The following is a 17,072-nucleotide window of genomic DNA, read 5'->3' as shown; positions in this document are numbered from 1 at the left end:
CAACTATCTCAATAACGGTGACGCTTACGCTTTTTTAGATATCCAGCAACAGGCGTGCCGGGTCTTCCAGCAATTCTTTCAAGGTGACCAAGAATTGAACGGCGTCTTTGCCGTCGATCATACGGTGGTCATAGGAGAGCGCCAGATACATCATCGGGCGAATTTCGACCTTGCCGTTCACTGCCATCGGACGATCCTGGATTTTGTGCATGCCCAGAATGGCGGTTTGCGGCGGGTTGATGATTGGGGTCGACATCAATGAACCAAAGGTGCCGCCATTGGTGATGGTAAAGGTGCCACCGATCATGTCGTCCATGCCCAGCTTACCGTCACGACCACGCTTACCAAAATCAACAATCGTGCGCTCGACGTCAGCAATTTTCATGCTGTCGGTATCACGCAGTACCGGTACAACCAAACCGCGGTCGGTGGAAACGGCAACGCCGATATCCTGATACCCGTGATAGACGATGTCGGTGCCGTCGATAGAGGCGTTCACATCCGGATAACGCTTGAGCGCTTCTGAAGCCGCTTTGACGAAGAAGCCCATAAAGCCCAGCTTGATATCGTGAGCTTTTAAGAAGGTCTCTTTGTACTGCGCACGCAGAGCCATGATCTCGGTCATGTCCACTTCGTTGTACGTAGTCAGCATCGCCGCAGTTTGCTGCGCCTGCACCAAGCGCTTGGCGATGGTTTGACGCAGGCGGCTCATGGGCACGCGCTTCTCGACGCGCTCACCTTCGGCAGCCGGTGCAGCGGCTGATTTCGCCGGTGCGGCAGCCGCTTTCGCGGTTTTCTTGGCAGAGCCATCTTTAACCGCTTTTTGAACGTCTTCTTTCAAGATGCGACCACCTTTGCCGGTGCCCTCAATCTTGGCAACGTCCAGGTCATGCTCAGCCACCATTTTACGTGCAGCCGGGGCGAGGATCTTGTCCCCCACTTTCTCGTCGGCGCCATCGTCATCGCTGCTGTCTGCTTTAGCGGACGCTGAATCACCGCCGCTATCGCTACCACTGCTGTCGCCACCAGCACCTTCGGTGAAGGTCGCTAGAATAGCTTCGGACTCTACCTGGCTGCCCTCTTCGGCTTTAATTTCAGCCAGGGCACCATCCGCCGGTGCCACGACTTCCAGCACGACTTTGTCAGTTTCGATATCAGCCAGCACTTCATCGCGCTTGACCGCTTCACCGACTTTTTTGTGCCATGTCGCCACGGTGCCTTCCTGAATCGACTCCGGGAAGCTGGGGGCTTTCACGTCGTGCTGCTTGCCACCGCCGCTGGCAGGCTTATCTTGCTTCTCTTCAGCCGGCTTGTCGTCAGATTTCTCGGCGGTTTTTTCAGCGCTATCATCACCAGAAGATTTCTCTTCTTTTTTACCGCTGTCACCAGACGCGCTGCCTTCACCAATTTTGCCCAGCACCTGCTCAGACTCAACGGTATCGCCCTCTTCGGCCATCACGTCGGTCAGGGTACCCGCTTCCGGTGCGACGACTTCTAGCACCACTTTGTCTGTTTCAATCTCAACAATCAGTTCGTCACGCTCAACGCTGTCACCCGGCTTTTTATGCCACGCCGCCACTGTGCCTTCGGCAACGGATTCCGGAAAGGTTGGCGCTTTGATCTCGGTAGCCATGTCGTTTCCCTTATGTGTTCTCTATACCCGCATGTTCTCTAAACCCGGTGGTCGCTTATAAATTGAAAGCGTCTTCCACCAGCTGGCGCTGCTGTTCAGTATGGACGGACATATAGCCAGCTGCCGGAGCAGCAGAGGCGGGACGTCCGGCAAATTTCAAATCGCGTCCGAAGCCATCTTTCAGCATATCGGCCACTGCACGCATATTGTGCTGACTGGAGTACCAGGCGCCTTGGTTCAATGGCTCTTCCTGACACCACACGATGTCTTCTACGTTTGTATAGTCTTGCAGCGCTTCCAGAAGCTCTTCTTTCGGGAAGGGATAAAGCTGCTCAATACGTACAATCGCTGTATCAGTACGCTCATTTTCGGCGCGCCAAGCAGCTAAGTCGTAGTAGACCTTGCCAGCACACAGCACAACGCGTTTGACCTTCTCCGGCGCTAGATCCGCCTGGTCGGCGAGCACCATATGGAACTTGCCATGAGCTAGATCTTCAAGACTCGAAATCGCCTCTTTATGACGCAGCAGCGATTTAGGCGTCATCACGACGAGTGGCTTACGCAGCGGACGAATCACCTGCCGACGCAACAGATGATAAATCTGAGCGGGGGTAGTCGGTACGCAGACCTGCATATTGTGCTCGGCACACATTTGCAGGAAACGCTCCAGGCGTGCAGAGGAGTGCTCAGGGCCCTGTCCTTCATAGCCGTGCGGCAACAGCATAGTTAAACCACACACGCGGCCCCACTTCGTTTCACCCGAGGAGATGAACTGATCCACCACCACCTGGGCGCCGTTGAAGAAGTCACCAAACTGAGCTTCCCAGATCACCAAATCATTCGGCGCAGTCGTCGAATAGCCATACTCAAACGCCAGCACGGCTTCTTCCGAAAGGATAGAGTCGTGAATGGTGAAACGCGGCTGACCATCGGCCATGTTCTGTAGCGGAACATAGGTGGAACCGTCTTTCTGGTTATGCACTACCGCATGACGGTGGGAGAACGTACCGCGGCCCACGTCTTGCCCGGTAATTCGAATCGGATGACCTTGCTCTAGCAGCGTGGCATAAGCCAGGGTTTCAGCGAAGCCCCAGTTAAGCGCCATCCCACCGGCCTGCATCTTGCGGCGGTCATCATAAATCTTGGCCACTTGGCGCTGTACGTCGACGCCATCCGGCACTTCACACATACGCGCGGCTAACTGCTGCAGGCGCTTCATATCGAAGGTCGTATCGGCATCACCCGACCACTCGTGCCCCAAGTAGGGCGCCCAGTCGACAAACAGCGAAGCATTGGGCTCTTGCACTAACGCATTAGCAACGTGATTACCTGCCACTAGGTCATTACGGTAGGTCTCCACCATCGCTTTGGCAGACTCTTCAGAGAGCACACCTTGCTCAACCAAGCGCTGAGCATACAGCGAGCGCGCAGAGGGGTGATCTTTGATCTTGGCGTACATCATCGGCTGCGTGCCTGACGGCTCGTCAGCTTCGTTATGACCACGACGACGATAGCAAACAAGATCAATCACCACGTCTTTCTTGAACTGCTGGCGATAGTCGAGAGCGACCTGAGTCGCGTGCAGCACCGCGTCCGGGTCATCGCCATTAACATGAAAAATTGGCGCCTGAACCATCTTGGCAATATCTGTGCAGTACTCGGTGGATCGCGCATCGAGCGGATGCGAGGTGGTAAAGCCCACTTGGTTATTGATCACAATGTGGACCGTGCCACCAGTTTTATAAGCACGGGTCTGGGACATCTGGAATGTCTCCATCACCACGCCTTGGCCAGCAAACGCCGCATCGCCATGGACGTTGATCGGTAGCACCTTGCTACCCTCTTCGTCATTACGACGGTCCTGACGAGCGCGTACCGAGCCTTCCACCACCGGGGCTACGATTTCCAGGTGAGATGGGTTAAACGACATCGCCAAATGGACTTCGCCGCCCGGCGACATGACATTCGAGCTAAAGCCCTGGTGGTACTTCACATCGCCTGAGCCACGCTCGATCACCTTCTTGCCGTCGAACTCATCAATCAAGTCAGCGGGGTTTTTACCCAGAATATTGACCAACAGGTTGAGTCGGCCACGGTGAGCCATACCGATGACCACTTCCTTGGTACCATAACCACCAGCACGCTGGATGAGCTCATCCATCATCGGCACAAACGATTCGCCGCCTTCAAGACCAAAACGCTTGGTACCTGGATACTTGGATGCCAGGTAATTCTCCAAACCTTCGGCGGCCGTCAAGCGCTCCAGTACGTGCTTACGCACGTCAGCGCTAAATTCCGGCGCACTGCGTACCGACTCAAAACGCCGCTGCAGCCAGCGCTTCTCTTCCGTATCGACAATGTGCATGATCTCGCAGCCGATGGAGCGGCAGTAGGTGCGCTCCAGCGCATCCACGATGTCACGCAGTGGCGCTTTGTCGATGCCTAAAAAGAAAGAACCGGTTTGGAACTCGGTGTCCAGATCAGCCTTTGAGAGCTGATGAAACGACAGGTCGAGATCAGGGACGGGGGTGGGATTACGCAGCCCTAGCGGGTCGATATTGGCCTTTTGATGGCCACGAAAGCGGTAAGCGTTAATCAGTTGCAGGACTTTTACCTGCTTTTTATTTTCACCGCTGTCGGCAGCGGCGACTACACGGCCCGGGCGGCTTTCGCGCCCCAACTGGTAGAACTGATCACGGATTGGGCTTAGTGGTACATCGTGGGAGGCGCTGCCCTCGGGGCGCGGCAACTGGTCAAAATAGCTGCGCCACTCGTCAGGGACAGACTCAGGATCGGCGAGGTACTGCTCGTAAAGCGCTTCTACGTAGTGAACATTACCGCCACTAACGTGAGAGGAACGCCACATCAATTCCATTATGCCTTGTTGCATCTCTCGGTCACCCTGCACTGATGGGGTGGTATCGGTATCGTCGCAAACGTGCGGCGACATCGCTATTGCCCTGCCGGCGGGGCGGGACATTTGCCGGCGGCGCCGGCCAAAGGCCGGAAACCCTGTTCATTTAGCTATTAGCTATTAGCTATTCGTCATCTAGTACTTCATGTCACATCTAGCGGTCATGCTGTGTTTCTAGCAGTCATACTGTGTTTCATCTTCAGTTCATGCTCGAAAGCCGGTACCCCAGGCACCGGCTTTCAAACTTGTCTGATCAGCGATGCGACGTGACGCCGCACCGCGTGATAAGCACTATGATAACAAGCGAAGCGCCATGATTTAAGTGGCATTATTACCCAACTTAAGTGATATGCGCTTTTTTACAAACATCTCATAGACTTAGGTAGCATCAGACAGCAGCATTTCGCGAATTTTACCGATTGCCCGGGTGGGGTTGAGCCCTTTTGGACAAACTGCTACGCAGTTCATGATGCCGCGGCAGCGGAAAACCGAGAACGGATCTTCCAGATCGCTCAACCGCTCACGGGTAGCGGTATCACGCGAATCGGCCAGGAAGCGGTAAGATTGCAGCAGACCTGCCGGGCCCACGAACTTCTCTGGATTCCACCAGAAAGAGGGGCAAGACGTTGAACAGCAGGCGCATAGAATACACTCATACAAGCCATCTAGCTTATCGCGCTCTTCCGGCGACTGAAGACGCTCGATAGCCGGCGCAGGCGTATCGTTCTGCAGGTACGGCTGAATACGCTCGTACTGCTTATAGAACAGCCCCATGTCGACGACCATGTCGCGGATAACCGGTAAGCCCGGCAGCGGGCGCAGCACGAGCTTGTTATTTTTGACAACGTCTGACAGCGGCGTAATGCACGCCAAGCCGTTTTTGCCATTCATGTTCATGCCGTCGGAACCGCACACGCCTTCGCGGCAGCTGCGACGAAACACCAAACCGCTGTCTTGTTCTTTCATCATATGAAGAACATCCAACACCATTACGTCGCGGCCTTTGGTATCAACCTGAAACTCCTGCATATAAGGCGCGGAGTCGGTTTCCGGATTGTAACGGTATATGGATACCTGAAGATTGGACATAGTGACTCCCTCTCGTTGCAGAGATTAGTAGGTACGAACCTTAGGCTCGAACATATCCATGGTTTTGGGTTTGAAGTTTACGTCGCGCTTCTTCAGCTCTTTCGTTGCTGGGAAGTAGAGCGAGTGCTTCAGCCAGTTGACATCGTCACGGTCTGGATAGTCGTAGCGTGAGTGAGCACCACGGCTCTCGTTACGCTTCAGGGCAGCGATCGCTGTCGCTTCTGCCACTTCCATCAAGTTATCGAGTTCCAGTGCTTCTACACGCGCGGTGTTGAAGGCATTGGATTTGTCAGGCAAATAAGCGTTGCCAATCCGCTCACGCAGCAGCGCTAGCTTGTCGACGCCTTCCAGCATATTTTTCTCTTCGCGGAATACGCCGAACGAAGTCTGCATGATTTCCTGAAGCTCAGCTTTAAGCTCAGGGATGCTTTCGCCGCCCTCAGACTCATTCCAACGCGTAATGCGCTTCATGGCCGACTCAACGTCAGACTCAGATGCATCCAGGTATTCAATACCTTCGTTCAGCGCACCTTCGATAAACATGCCTGCAGCACGACCAAAGACCACCAAATCCAGCAGCGAGTTACCGCCCAAGCGGTTGGCACCATGGACCGACACGCAGGCCGCTTCACCACAGGCAAACAGACCGTTAACGATATGATCGTTACCGCTTTCATCCATAGTAATCGCCTGACCATGAATATTGGTCGGGATACCACCCATCATATAGTGGCAGGTCGGTACAACTGGGATCGGATCTTTCGCTGGGTCGATATGCGCAAAGGTCTTAGAAAGCTCAACGATACCGGGTAGGCGCTTGCCAAGGACTTCTTCACCCAGGTGATCAAGCTTCAGGAAGACGTGGTCGCCCTTCTCGCCACAGCCGCGGCCTTCGAGGATTTCCATCACCATCGAACGAGCGACAACGTCACGGCCCGCCAAGTCTTTGGCGTTGGGCGCATAACGCTCCATAAAGCGCTCGCCATCTTTATTGATCAGGTAACCGCCCTCACCACGGCAGCCTTCTGTGACCAGCGTGCCCGCACCGTAGATACCAGTCGGGTGGAACTGCCACATTTCCATGTCCTGCATCGGAAAACCAGCGCGCAGCGCCATACCGATACCGTCACCGGTGTTGATCAGGGCGTTGGTGGTCGAGGCGTAGATACGCCCAGCACCGCCGGTCGCCAGCACCGTGGCCTTGGATTTCACGTGAACCACTTCGCCGGTTTCGATACACATGGCGATACAACCCACCACGTCGCCGCTAGCATTTTTGACCAAGTCAACCGCGTACCACTCGTTTAGGAACACGGTGTTGTTCTTCAGGTTATTCTGATAAAGCGTGTGCAGCAGTGCGTGGCCGGTGCGGTCAGCCGCTGCACAAGTACGCGCCGCCTGGCCGCCTTCACCAAAGTTCTTTGACTGACCACCAAACGGGCGCTGATAGATGCGGCCGTTGTCTAAACGCGAGAACGGCAAGCCCATATGCTCGAGCTCAAATACCGCTTTCGGGCCTTCAGAACACATATACTCAGCCGCATCCTGGTCAGCGATATAGTCACCGCCTTTAACGGTGTCGTACATGTGCCAGCGCCAGTCATCGTTCGGGTCATCAGAAGCGATGGCGCAGGTAATGCCACCCTGGGCAGAAACGGTGTGCGAGCGTGTCGGGAATACTTTTGATAACACGGCCGTCTTTTTACCGGACTTAGCCAGCTCCAGTGCGGCTCGCAGGCCGGAGCCACCGCCACCAATGATAATGGCGTCAAACGTCAGGCTACGCAGATTAGACATGTATCAAGCTCCCCACAGAATTTGAATGCCCCACACCAAATACACGAAAATGCCCAGGAGAATGACAGCTTGGACACCCATGCGCAGGCGCGTGGACTTGAGATAGTCGGTGGTGACGGTCCATAGACCAATCCAGGCGTGTGCCGCTAAAGCGATAAACGCCAAAAGCGAGAAAATTCGCATCCACGTCTGGTTGAACAGGCCGCTCCACGTATAGTAATCAAGGTTCGGATTAAACAGCAGAAAGGCGACAATAAAGATCGTGTAAAGGGCAAGGATTACCGCGGATACGCGCTGCATCAGCCAATCAGATAGCCCACTACGGCCAAAACTTGTGATGTTAGTTACCATACCCAGACTCCTGCCAGAATAATCAGAACAGCGCTGACCACGATGGTGATCTGCGCTTTTTGCACGCCACCCTCAAGGGTCACACCAATATCGGCATCCATCAGCAGGTGCTTGATACCTGCCACGAAGTGGAATGCCAAGGCGGACAACAGACCCCAAGCAATCAACTTAGCCAAAAAATTGTTAGCTAAGGCATCGCTAACGGCGTCAAAACCCGCCGGAGATGACAAGGATTTACCCAGCGCCCAAAAAGCGAAAATCAGGCCAACGAACAGGATGACACCCGTAATGCGGTGTGTGATCGATGTCAGTGCTGGCAGTGGAAAATGTATGGTGGAAAGGTCTAGGTTTACGGGTCGTTTGCTATTCACGGCGTTGTACACACTCTCTTGGTCCGCTCTGAGACAAGTCGGGCGTAGCCCGAGCGGGCGGTGGTTTCGGGAAGGGGCTCGGCCGTTGCCAAGTTGGGCACGACCTACTACCTACCGGTCGCGCGCCGTAGATTATAAGAATCTTCGCCCCCGCTTACAAACCGAACTCAGGGCTAAATCGACTATGGTGCAAGAAAATTCCTGTTATCACGAGTCGATTTTGCGCTGCAGCATGGTTATAGTGGCAGTAGGTTAGCAGATTGATAAGCCTGTTAACGTATTATATGAGCCGAACGACCATTTTTGTGACGCTCAGTTATTTATAGACTTTAAAATCTTATACATAAATTAACCATAATAACAATATTTGTATAATATGCGCCTAGCGTTTAGGCTAATTGACAAAATGTCGCACACTTCTATAGTGGGCAGGCCTTTTCGCCGGCGCGGTATGCGCAGCAACGACTTATGTCCCAACCCGAATTCGAAAGGAGGCCTGCATGGCTGATAGGAAAGCGACATTGACGGTAGATGGTCTGGATAACCCGATCGAGCTACCCATGTACTCCGGCACACTTGGCCCCGACGTTATCGACGTACGCAGTTTAGGTGCCGAAGGCCTTTTCACCTACGACCCCGGCTTTATGGCCACCTCTTCTTGCCAGTCTGCTATCACTTATATTGATGGCGGCAAGGGCGTACTGCTGCACCGTGGCTACCCCATTGATCAACTGGCGAAAGAGTCTAACTTCGTAGAAGTTTGCTACACCCTGCTGTTTGGCGAGCTACCCAACGACGACCAGTACGCTGAATTTGAATCGCGCATTCGCAACCACACGATGGTTCACGATCAGATCAACAACTTCTTTAAAGGGTTCCGTCGCGACGCGCACCCAATGTCCATTTTGTGTGGTGTAGTAGGCGGCTTAGCAGCTTTCTATCATGACCACATGGATATCACTAAAGAAGAAGACCGTGAGATCAGCGCCATCCGCCTGATTGCCAAGATGCCCACACTGGCGGCGATGTCACATAAGTACAACGTTGGACAGCCGTTCAACTACCCACGCAACGACCTGAGCTATGCAGAGAACTTCCTCTACATGATGTTCAGCAACCCTTGTGAAGAGTACAAAATTAACCCGGTATACGCTAAAGCCATGGACCGCATCTTTATGCTGCATGCGGATCACGAGCAGAACGCTTCTACCTCGACAGTCCGCCTAGCGGGCTCTACCGGCGCCAACCCATTCGCCTGTATTAGCGCTGGTATCGCGGCACTCTGGGGCCCCGCTCACGGCGGCGCCAACGAGGCCGTGCTGGCCATGCTCGATGAGATAGGTGACGACTCCGAAGAGAACATTCAGCGCTTTGTCGATAAAGCCAAGGATAAAGACGACGGGTTCAAGCTGATGGGCTTTGGCCACCGCGTTTATCGCAACTTCGACCCGCGCGCCAAGGTAATGAAAGAAACCTGCGATGAAGTACTCGCGGAACTCGGCATGGCCGACGACCCGCAGCTTAAAATCGCCAAGCGTCTTGAGCAGATCGCCCTTGAAGACGAATACTTCATTGAGCGCAAGCTGTACCCGAACGTCGATTTCTACTCGGGCATCATCCTGAAAGCGATGGGCATTCCAACCAACATGTTTACCGTGATTTTCGCGGTTTCTCGCACCATTGGCTGGATCTCTCATTGGCACGAAATGCTTAGCGAAAGTTACAAAATCGGCCGTCCGCGCCAGCTTTACATTGGTCACGATCAGCGTGACTATCCAAAAAAATAAATCACCCCGTTTGATAGTACGATCAAAGGCCACCTTCGGGTGGCCTTTTGCGTATGGGCTGATTAACGCTATGCCTCTTAAGCCACCAAGGCAGTATCCGATCACAAACGAGCGATTGCCCCCCCACCCTTCTATTACCTCGACCAAGACCATAGCGTAGAAGCCTCTGAGCAGTGACAGGGGAGCTGGAAGGAAACTGGGCGGGGATAGGCTTGATGTCAGGCGCGCCAACTGAAGAGGCACTTGAGAGCATTTTACTTCGCCCTGTTGAATCATTTATTGAACCATAGCCCCGTCATAAGAATGCCTAAACAGCGGCTAATATCGCTTGACTTTTTTGCTACTGGTTATCGATCAAGGTTTTCCACACTATCTGTGGATAACCCTGTTCACAACCACTTCAAAACGTCCCGAGATCGCCATGGACAGTGGGCCAGCCTTAAATTGGTCATTTTTTGATCTAACATAACTCATTGTTTTTAAATGGTTTAAGTTCTGTTAAAGATTTTTTGCGTCTACAACAAAGGGTTGTGCACAACCTCAAATCCCGAACAGCAAAAGTGGACAAGTCAAGCAAAAAATCGTCTAAAAAATGACGATTTGTAGCGTTTATGTGAACATTTTTATAAGCACATTTGTGAACAGCAGGAATGCCAAAAGCCAGCGCATGAGAAAACTCATTGCCAGAGAAAACATCAGGAGGGGTATAAAGTAGTGGCGTCCCATAGGGGGTTCGAACCCCTGTTACCGCCGTGAAAGGGCGGTGTCCTAGACCACTAGACGAATGGGACGTATAACGAGCCGCTTCACGGCCAACATTCACACTCTTTAACAAAGCAGTATGAAAATTGGTGGAGCCTAGCGGGATCGAACCGCTGACCTCAACACTGCCAGTGTTGCGCTCTCCCAGCTGAGCTAAGGCCCCACATGTCGCGAAGACGGAGCGTATAATACTGATTACGCTAACCTTAGTCAATAGAAAAAGCGCCTATTTGCTATGCAAACAGCATAGAAAGAGTAGACGCTTCGGTTATGCCTAAAAGCTCGGGGGAAAACTTCGGGACAAAAGCTTCAGAAATCTGGCTTAAGGGCTAGGGCTTCGGTAAAACGCGTTTACGCAATTTCACGAAACGCTTTCTCAAAACGCTTAGCCTGCTTTTTGGATACGCCGCCGAGAACGTCGATCGCACTACGCAACCGCGCTCGAGTGACGTCAGACCCCAGAATCGCCATAGCGTCCATCACCGAGGTGCTGGAGGTACTCCCGGTAATGGCAATAAATACCGGAGCCAGGAAGACCTTCATTTTCAAATCAAAGTGTTCAGCTAGCAGCTTCACTTCGCTCAGCAAAGCCTCTTTGTGCCAAGCCGAGACACCCTCAAACCGCCAGACAAGAAACTGGAGCAGTTTTACCAGTTCCTCTTCTTCAAGCTTCACGCTATCAAACGACGCTTTTGTCAGCACAGGTAAACCCGAGAAGAAGTGTCCTGCCAACGGCATCACCTGGGAGAGCGTCTCTACCCGTGGGCGTACCTGTGGCAGAATCTGCTTAACATAGTCTTCATTAAAGGCCCAGTCGCGAAGCGCGCTCAACAGTGCATCGTCGTCCAAATCTTCGCGGATATAAACGCCGTTCAGCCATGTTAGCTTCTCCAGATCAAACACCGGGCCACCTAACGAGACACGCTGCACATCAAATTCCGCCATCATTTCTTGAAGGCTGAATTTTTCGCGCTCGCCAGGCATTGACCAGCCCATCCTCCCCAAATAGTTGGTCACAGCTTGGGGTAAGAAGCCCATCCGGCGGTAATAGTTGATCGAGGTCGGGTTCTTACGCTTGGAGAGCTTGGATTTATCCGGGTTGCGTAGCAGCGGCATGTGACAAAGTTGCGGCATTTGCCAACCAAAATACTCATACAGCAACTGGTGCTTTGGTGCGGAGTTAATCCACTCTTCCCCACGCAATACATGGGTAATTTCCATCAAGTGGTCATCAACAACGTTCGCCAAGTGATAAGTAGGCATGCCATCCGATTTAAGCAGAATTTGCGCATCCACCTGCGCCCACTCCACTTCAATTGTGCCGCGCAGCATATCATTAACAACGCAAACCCCTTCAGCAGGCACATTCATACGCACCACGTAAGGCCAGCCTTCTTGCTCACGGCGTGCTTGCTCCTGGCTATCCAGCGCTAAATCCGCAGGCTTTAAGGCTAAATGCAGGCCGGCTGCTTTGCGGGTTTCGCGCAGTTCATCCAGCTCTTCACTGGTGCGGTAACACTTGAACGCATGCCCCGCGTCCAAAAGCTGCTGGGCGTGCTGAGCATATATATCGCCACGCTCGCTTTGTCGATAAGGACCATGCGGCCCGCCTACGTCGGGGCCTTCATCCCACTCAAGACCCAGCCAGCTCAACGAATCCAGAATCATCTGCTCCGATTCAGGCGTGGAACGCACCTGATCAGTATCTTCAATACGCAAAATAAACTGGCCACCATGCTGACGCGCGAAGCACAGATTAAAAAGCGCGATGTAGGCCGTACCAACGTGAGGGTCCCCGGTCGGAGAAGGCGCGATGCGAGTACGTACGGTCATGAAAACGTCCTATTGGCAAAAGTGCATGGCGATATTATACGCACCTTAGGCGCAACCAACAGCGCCGTGCAGGGAACAACCCAAGCAGAAAAGCGTCAGAGAAATTAGCTCAACGTTATGCGTCCACTAATGCGCACTCTAGCACAATCGCTTAGTATGGCTCTGCAGCAACACCTTGGGGGAATTACCTCAAGATAAGTCAGACCAATAACGCATGCTCCAAGCGCCACTATCTCTATTGAAAGACATACCATAGTGGAAAACATTCAACGAGCTTGTTTAGCTCATCATCAGGAAGACGAAATGGAATCGCTAGGCTCACGGATAAAGCAACTGCGGCTTAGGGCCAAGCTCAATAAAGCTGCCCTCGCACGCAAAGTTGGCGTGTCAGATGTCACCATTTCTTACTGGGAATCCGGGGCGATCAAGCAGATCGGTCACGAACGCTTAGTGGCGCTCGCAGACTCCCTCGACTGCTCCCTGGCAACACTGTTAGAAGGTGATAGCGCCCCCGAGCTATTGACGTTGACCCATACCGGCCCTCTCCCCTGGGAACAGGTACAGGCAACCACCATTAAAGTGCCCAGCCACTTGAAGCTGAACATTGACTGGAAGGCGCCATGTGTCATGGCAACGCCTGGATCCAATACAGATTTTTCGCCGGTGAGTGCTGGTGGTCTAATGTTGCTCGGACCAACCCAAGTGTTTCACAAAGCGGGCCACTATATAGTGCAGCGTGACGATAATTTTGTCATTGAGCACTTCGCTAAAGCCCCCAGCGACACCGCCATTCATGCAGTACTGTTAGCCCATTGGCATCCTGCCTAAAGCGTCTACATCCCCGGACTCTCTAGCACCTCCACCTGGTCACGCGTTCTCCTTGGCTCACTCCCCACCAAGAAGCGTCGTGAGTAGGTGGCCACCTGGCCCAGCCCATGCCGGGATTGACTTACAAGCTCTCCCGCAAGGTGCTGGCCCTCGTGGCCAATGCGCGCTTGTACCGCCTCTGGCTGCACGCTGCCCTCTGAAACTTCAACCCGCACTATATAGCCACCATCGGGCAGGCCACTGCCAGGTCCAAAAGGCCCTGTTGCATATACGCCATCGCTTATGCGTGTTCGCTCGCGCCACCGCACGCTGCTAATTTCGCGCTCAACGATAACTTGCACCAGCGTCTCGTCAGGTAAGTTGCTCTCGCCTTCCACCATTAAGCGCCGGTCGCTACGTAACACTACGTGCGCCGCTATCTCAACGACCAGAGGCTCTATTTCTTCTTCAACCACTTCTGGCTCAGCAACGGCGGCTTCAGCGGTCGGCACCTGCTCAGGCTGCGTCATAGAAGCCGGCTCATTTGGCGGCTCTTCTGTTTCGCCACAGCCTGCCAGTAGCGCAACGAACACAATCAACACGCCAACACTACTTATTACATTGCGCATATAAACTCCAAAACATGGCCTAACCTCAAGCTTACCACTGCCTAGCCGCTACCACAGTTGAATACTCTTCTTAGCCCCCGCTAAACGCCTCGCTTCCGGTACAATGTACTTATCGTGCTAACAAGACATTTAAGAGGCGTCGGCTTTGGACATCATTTGGTGGGTAGCATATGTAGCATTGGGCGGTTTTGTTGGTCTGATGGCGGGCTTATTAGGGATTGGCGGCGGCGGCATCATGGTACCGATTCTAACCTCCCTTTTTGTACTCCAGGGTGTGCCCCATGAGCATCTAGCCCACTTAGCGCTGGGTACCGCGATGGCGGCTATCATACCCGCCTCCACCGCCAGCCTGCTCTCCCACCATCGGCACAAGGCCGTGCGCTGGGACATCGTGCGCTTTATTACCCCCGGCATATTAGTCGGCACTTTCTTGGCCACCTTTATCGCCGCGCTGATCCCCACCCGTGCCCTCGCCATCTTTTTCGCCTGCTTCATGGTGCTAATGTCGCTCCAGATGTTGGCCAACATCAAGCCCAAACCAAGCCGTGGATTGCCGGGCCCGGTAGGCGTAAGCGGCGTTGGCCTGGGAATTGGCGGCATTTCTGCCCTCGTTGCCATTGGCGGCGGCTCCTTAACGGTGCCCTTCCTCACCTGGTGCAACGTCAAACTACCCCGCGCGATTGGCACCTCCGCAGCCGTGGGGCTACCGATTGCGGTTGCCGGGGCGCTGGGCTATATCATTAACGGTTGGAGTACGGCCGGGCTACCTAGTGCCGCGCTAGGCTATGTTTACCTGCCAGCGTTCCTGTTAATGGCGCCCTTCAGCATCCTGACCGCCCCCATCGGGGCGAAATTAGCACATAAGCTACCCGTTAAACTCCTCAAACGGGTATTCGCCTTTATGCTGATGGGGTTGGCACTGCAGATGGTTTATGCGGTGTTCACGGCTTGAGAGAACGTGCCCGCGCCGAGCTTCAGCGTCTCTATTACGAAGAGAAACCCCAGAATGGTCATGACCTTCTGGCGCAAAAATGGGGGGATGACGACAAATTAGCCAGGAGCTTACTATTAAATCAGCCTATCATGTAAAGCGTGCTTGACATAAAATTTCAATAGCCTAATGTAAAGCTACCTTTACATAATGCAGTGGTGATGAAAGCTATGAAATATCGATACTGGCTTGAATTAAGCTTATGCTTAATGACATATGTTCTAATTTTAGTATATTCATTAAATAAGCTTAATAATGAAACTGCATGGCCTATTGTTGTCTCCATAATGCCTATGGTGCCAGCACTGGTTGTGTGCTGGGTTATTATTAGGGGCGTCAGGAGCATGGACGAGCTTCAAAGAAAAATACAATTTGAGGCGATGGTGTTAGCGTTTGCCGCCACAGCATTGCTTACATTCAGCTATGGATTTCTTGAGAATGTAGGTTTCCCAAAGATGACAATGTTTGTTGTCTGGCCGTTGATGGCTTCATTCTGGGTAATTGGAACAATAATAGGCAGCATACGTTATCGATGAAAAATAAAGTGAAGATACTGCGTATCGCTCGGAACTGGTCTCAAGGCGAGTTAGCAAGCCGTTTGGGGGTTTCTCGCCAAACAGTTAATTCTATAGAAAATAATAGATACGATCCCAGCCTTCCTCTCGCTTTTGAGATCGCACGAGTTCTTGAGTCGAAAATAGAAGATATTTTTGAGGAAGAAACGAAAGCTCCAAAGCCGCTTTAATCCTACCCAGCAGCAGTGAACGTTACTGCTTGGTGAGATCACCTCCTAAGGCGATTTATAGCGTTCTTCATTTCATTTTGGGTGATACCCAACCTGAACAACGCCATAAGCGCAGCGGCATATATCTTGCTATGTGCTGAATGCCCTTTCTTACGTACAATGGAGCGAATACATCACGCCGCCTCTGAGAAAGCTCTCAAAAAGCACTTAAAGTGTACCCAGCTTTTTTAGACTTCGGCCATTATGGTTGCTTGGTACACCATGGGTACACCAAGGGCGTTAATTACCGCATTTAGAGGCAATTTAGCTGTGTTTATTGCAGCTAGCGATATTACTAAATGACTAATTTAATTAATGAAAACAGTGCAGATCGTGGGCGGCTTTTTTCGGTTGCACCGATGATGGACTGGACGACCCGCGACTACAGAGCCTTCGCACGCACGTTAACCAAGCGGACGCTGCTGTATACCGAGATGGTCACCACTGGTGCGATTTTGCACGGTACGCCTCGTGAGCGCTTTTTGGGTTATAACGAGGTGGAGCATCCGCTGGCGCTGCAGTTAGGTGGCAGCGATGCCGGTGAGCTAGCTGAGTGCGCGGCGATTGCCGAGGCGTGGGGGTATGACGAGGTGAATCTGAACGTGGGTTGCCCGAGCGATCGCGTGCAGAACAACCTGATCGGCGCGTGCTTGATGGGCTATCCCGAGAAGGTCGCCGATGCAGTGCGGTCGATGCAGGCCACGGTGTCTATTCCGGTCACGGTGAAGTGCCGTATTGGTATTGATGATCAGGATGAAGATGCCGACCTTGAGCGCTTTATCGCTATCGTCGCTGATGCAGGGTGCGAGGTATTTACTGTTCACGCACGTAAGGCGTGGCTGCAAGGCTTATCGCCTAAACAGAATCGCGATGTGCCACCGCTTAACTACCCTCGCGTTCACCGCTTAAAGCAGAGCCGCCCTGAATTACATATTGGCATTAACGGTGGAATTAAAACGCTGGCGGAGTGCCAAGAGCAGCTTACCCATGTGGATAGCGTGATGGTAGGACGTGAGGCGTATCAAAACCCGTGGCTGCTCGCCGGGGTTGATGAGCAGCTGTTTGGTGAGAAAGGCCCTGCGGCAAGCCGCTTGGATGCGGCAATTGCGTTTCGGCCTTATATTCAGCAGCGTTTGGATGAAGGCGCAAAGCTGAATCATATTACCCGCCACCTGCTGGGCTTGTTCCAGGGCTGCCCAGGCGGCAGGCGCTTTCGGCGTCACTTGTCAGAATACGCCCACAAAGAAGGCGCAGGATTGCGCCTATTTGATGACGCGCTTAGCTTGGTGAACGAACCCGAGTGCGTTGTATAAAAAAACCCGCT

At 53.0% G+C, this 17,072-nt stretch carries 14 protein-coding genes and 2 tRNA genes; 6 read left to right on the top strand and 10 right to left on the bottom strand.

Annotated features, from left to right (window positions below; genetic code table 11):
* Nucleotides 1–34: 34 nt before the first annotated feature.
* The 6 genes from odhB to sdhC form a co-directional block, all read right to left on the bottom strand.
* Entirely contained in the window at nt 35–1,633 is a 1,599-nt protein-coding gene (gene odhB / locus QT230_RS00500; RefSeq protein WP_308319540.1) for a 2-oxoglutarate dehydrogenase complex dihydrolipoyllysine-residue succinyltransferase, read from the bottom strand.
* A 55-nt stretch (nt 1,634–1,688) separates the two neighbouring features.
* The gene (locus QT230_RS00495) at nt 1,689–4,523 is read right to left on the bottom strand and encodes a 2-oxoglutarate dehydrogenase E1 component (protein ID WP_308320100.1); all 2,835 of its coding nucleotides are present in this window, start codon (nt 4,521–4,523) and stop codon (nt 1,689–1,691) included.
* Nucleotides 4,524–4,925: 402 nt separating this feature from the next.
* Entirely contained in the window at nt 4,926–5,636 is a 711-nt protein-coding gene (locus QT230_RS00490; RefSeq protein ID WP_308319539.1) for a succinate dehydrogenase iron-sulfur subunit, read from the bottom strand.
* 24 nt (nt 5,637–5,660) lie between these two features.
* On the bottom strand, nt 5,661–7,433 hold the full coding sequence (sdhA, locus tag QT230_RS00485; protein ID WP_308319538.1) for a succinate dehydrogenase flavoprotein subunit: 1,773 nt from the start codon (nt 7,431–7,433) through the stop codon (nt 5,661–5,663).
* A gap of 3 nt (nt 7,434–7,436) precedes the next feature.
* Entirely contained in the window at nt 7,437–7,784 is a 348-nt protein-coding gene (gene sdhD / locus QT230_RS00480) for a succinate dehydrogenase, hydrophobic membrane anchor protein (protein WP_308319537.1), read from the bottom strand.
* Entirely contained in the window at nt 7,778–8,155 is a 378-nt protein-coding gene (sdhC, locus tag QT230_RS00475; protein WP_308319536.1) for a succinate dehydrogenase, cytochrome b556 subunit, read from the bottom strand. Before sdhC ends, sdhD begins: the two co-directional genes overlap by 7 nt.
* 500 nt (nt 8,156–8,655) lie before the next feature.
* On the opposite strand from sdhC, the gene gltA reads away from it, so the two are divergent.
* Nucleotides 8,656–9,942: a citrate synthase gene (gltA, locus tag QT230_RS00470; protein WP_308319535.1), complete on the top strand. Its 1,287-nt coding sequence runs from the start codon at nt 8,656–8,658 to the stop codon at nt 9,940–9,942.
* Nucleotides 9,943–10,657: 715 nt separating this feature from the next.
* Here gltA and QT230_RS00465 read toward each other — a convergent pair.
* The 3 genes from QT230_RS00465 to gltX form a co-directional block, all read right to left on the bottom strand.
* Nucleotides 10,658–10,733: transfer RNA gene (locus tag QT230_RS00465), tRNA-Glu, on the bottom strand.
* 58 nt (nt 10,734–10,791) lie between these two features.
* A tRNA-Ala gene (locus QT230_RS00460) sits at nt 10,792–10,867 on the bottom strand.
* Nucleotides 10,868–11,055: 188 nt separating this feature from the next.
* Complete coding sequence (gene gltX / locus QT230_RS00455) at nt 11,056–12,537, bottom strand: glutamate--tRNA ligase (protein ID WP_308319534.1); 1,482 nt, start codon at nt 12,535–12,537, stop codon at nt 11,056–11,058.
* Nucleotides 12,538–12,840: 303 nt separating this feature from the next.
* Between gltX and QT230_RS00450 the strand changes: the two genes are divergently transcribed.
* Nucleotides 12,841–13,365: a helix-turn-helix domain-containing protein gene (locus QT230_RS00450; protein ID WP_308319533.1), complete on the top strand. Its 525-nt coding sequence runs from the start codon at nt 12,841–12,843 to the stop codon at nt 13,363–13,365.
* 5 nt (nt 13,366–13,370) lie between these two features.
* Here QT230_RS00450 and QT230_RS00445 read toward each other — a convergent pair whose 3' ends face one another.
* Nucleotides 13,371–13,973, bottom strand: coding sequence for a hypothetical protein (locus QT230_RS00445; RefSeq protein ID WP_308319532.1), 603 nt, complete (start codon nt 13,971–13,973; stop codon nt 13,371–13,373).
* A 145-nt stretch (nt 13,974–14,118) separates the two neighbouring features.
* Here QT230_RS00445 and QT230_RS00440 point away from each other — a divergent pair, with 145 nt between their 5' ends.
* The 4 genes from QT230_RS00440 to dusA all read left to right on the top strand — a co-directional run bounded on the left by QT230_RS00440 (nt 14,119) and on the right by dusA (nt 17,061).
* On the top strand, nt 14,119–14,925 hold the full coding sequence (locus QT230_RS00440; RefSeq protein ID WP_308319531.1) for a sulfite exporter TauE/SafE family protein: 807 nt from the start codon (nt 14,119–14,121) through the stop codon (nt 14,923–14,925).
* 200 nt (nt 14,926–15,125) lie between these two features.
* Nucleotides 15,126–15,500 (top strand): hypothetical protein, encoded by a 375-nt coding sequence (locus QT230_RS00435; RefSeq protein WP_308319529.1) that lies wholly within the window; start codon nt 15,126–15,128, stop codon nt 15,498–15,500.
* The gene (locus tag QT230_RS00430) at nt 15,497–15,709 is read left to right on the top strand and encodes a helix-turn-helix transcriptional regulator (protein ID WP_308319527.1); all 213 of its coding nucleotides are present in this window, start codon (nt 15,497–15,499) and stop codon (nt 15,707–15,709) included. The genes QT230_RS00435 and QT230_RS00430 overlap by 4 nt, the downstream gene beginning before the upstream one ends.
* A gap of 338 nt (nt 15,710–16,047) precedes the next feature.
* Complete coding sequence (gene dusA, locus QT230_RS00425; RefSeq protein WP_308319526.1) at nt 16,048–17,061, top strand: tRNA dihydrouridine(20/20a) synthase DusA; 1,014 nt, start codon at nt 16,048–16,050, stop codon at nt 17,059–17,061.
* Nucleotides 17,062–17,072 lie beyond the last annotated feature (11 nt).

It is taken from the genome of Halomonas sp. SpR8 (assembly GCF_031010195.1).
Classification (GTDB): domain Bacteria; phylum Pseudomonadota; class Gammaproteobacteria; order Pseudomonadales; family Halomonadaceae; genus Vreelandella.
This window is presented reverse-complemented; position numbering and strand designations above follow the sequence as displayed.

Bases quoted from the DNA above. Each gene is read 5' to 3' on its own strand.
- QT230_RS00435 (WP_308319529.1), top strand. From the start codon at position 15,126: ATGAAAGCTATGAAATATCGATACTGGCTTGAATTAAGCTTATGCTTA.
- QT230_RS00430 (WP_308319527.1), top strand. From the start codon at position 15,497: ATGAAAAATAAAGTGAAGATACTGCGTATCGCTCGGAACTGGTCTCAA.
- gltA (WP_308319535.1), top strand. From the start codon at position 8,656: ATGGCTGATAGGAAAGCGACATTGACGGTAGATGGTCTGGATAACCCG.
- QT230_RS00450 (WP_308319533.1), top strand. From the start codon at position 12,841: ATGGAATCGCTAGGCTCACGGATAAAGCAACTGCGGCTTAGGGCCAAG.
- sdhA (WP_308319538.1), bottom strand. From the start codon at position 7,433: ATGTCTAATCTGCGTAGCCTGACGTTTGACGCCATTATCATTGGTGGC.
- QT230_RS00490 (WP_308319539.1), bottom strand. From the start codon at position 5,636: ATGTCCAATCTTCAGGTATCCATATACCGTTACAATCCGGAAACCGAC.
- QT230_RS00445 (WP_308319532.1), bottom strand. From the start codon at position 13,973: ATGCGCAATGTAATAAGTAGTGTTGGCGTGTTGATTGTGTTCGTTGCG.
- odhB (WP_308319540.1), bottom strand. From the start codon at position 1,633: ATGGCTACCGAGATCAAAGCGCCAACCTTTCCGGAATCCGTTGCCGAA.
- dusA (WP_308319526.1), top strand. From the start codon at position 16,048: ATGACTAATTTAATTAATGAAAACAGTGCAGATCGTGGGCGGCTTTTT.
- sdhD (WP_308319537.1), bottom strand. From the start codon at position 7,784: ATGGTAACTAACATCACAAGTTTTGGCCGTAGTGGGCTATCTGATTGG.
- QT230_RS00495 (WP_308320100.1), bottom strand. From the start codon at position 4,523: ATGCAACAAGGCATAATGGAATTGATGTGGCGTTCCTCTCACGTTAGT.
- gltX (WP_308319534.1), bottom strand. From the start codon at position 12,537: ATGACCGTACGTACTCGCATCGCGCCTTCTCCGACCGGGGACCCTCAC.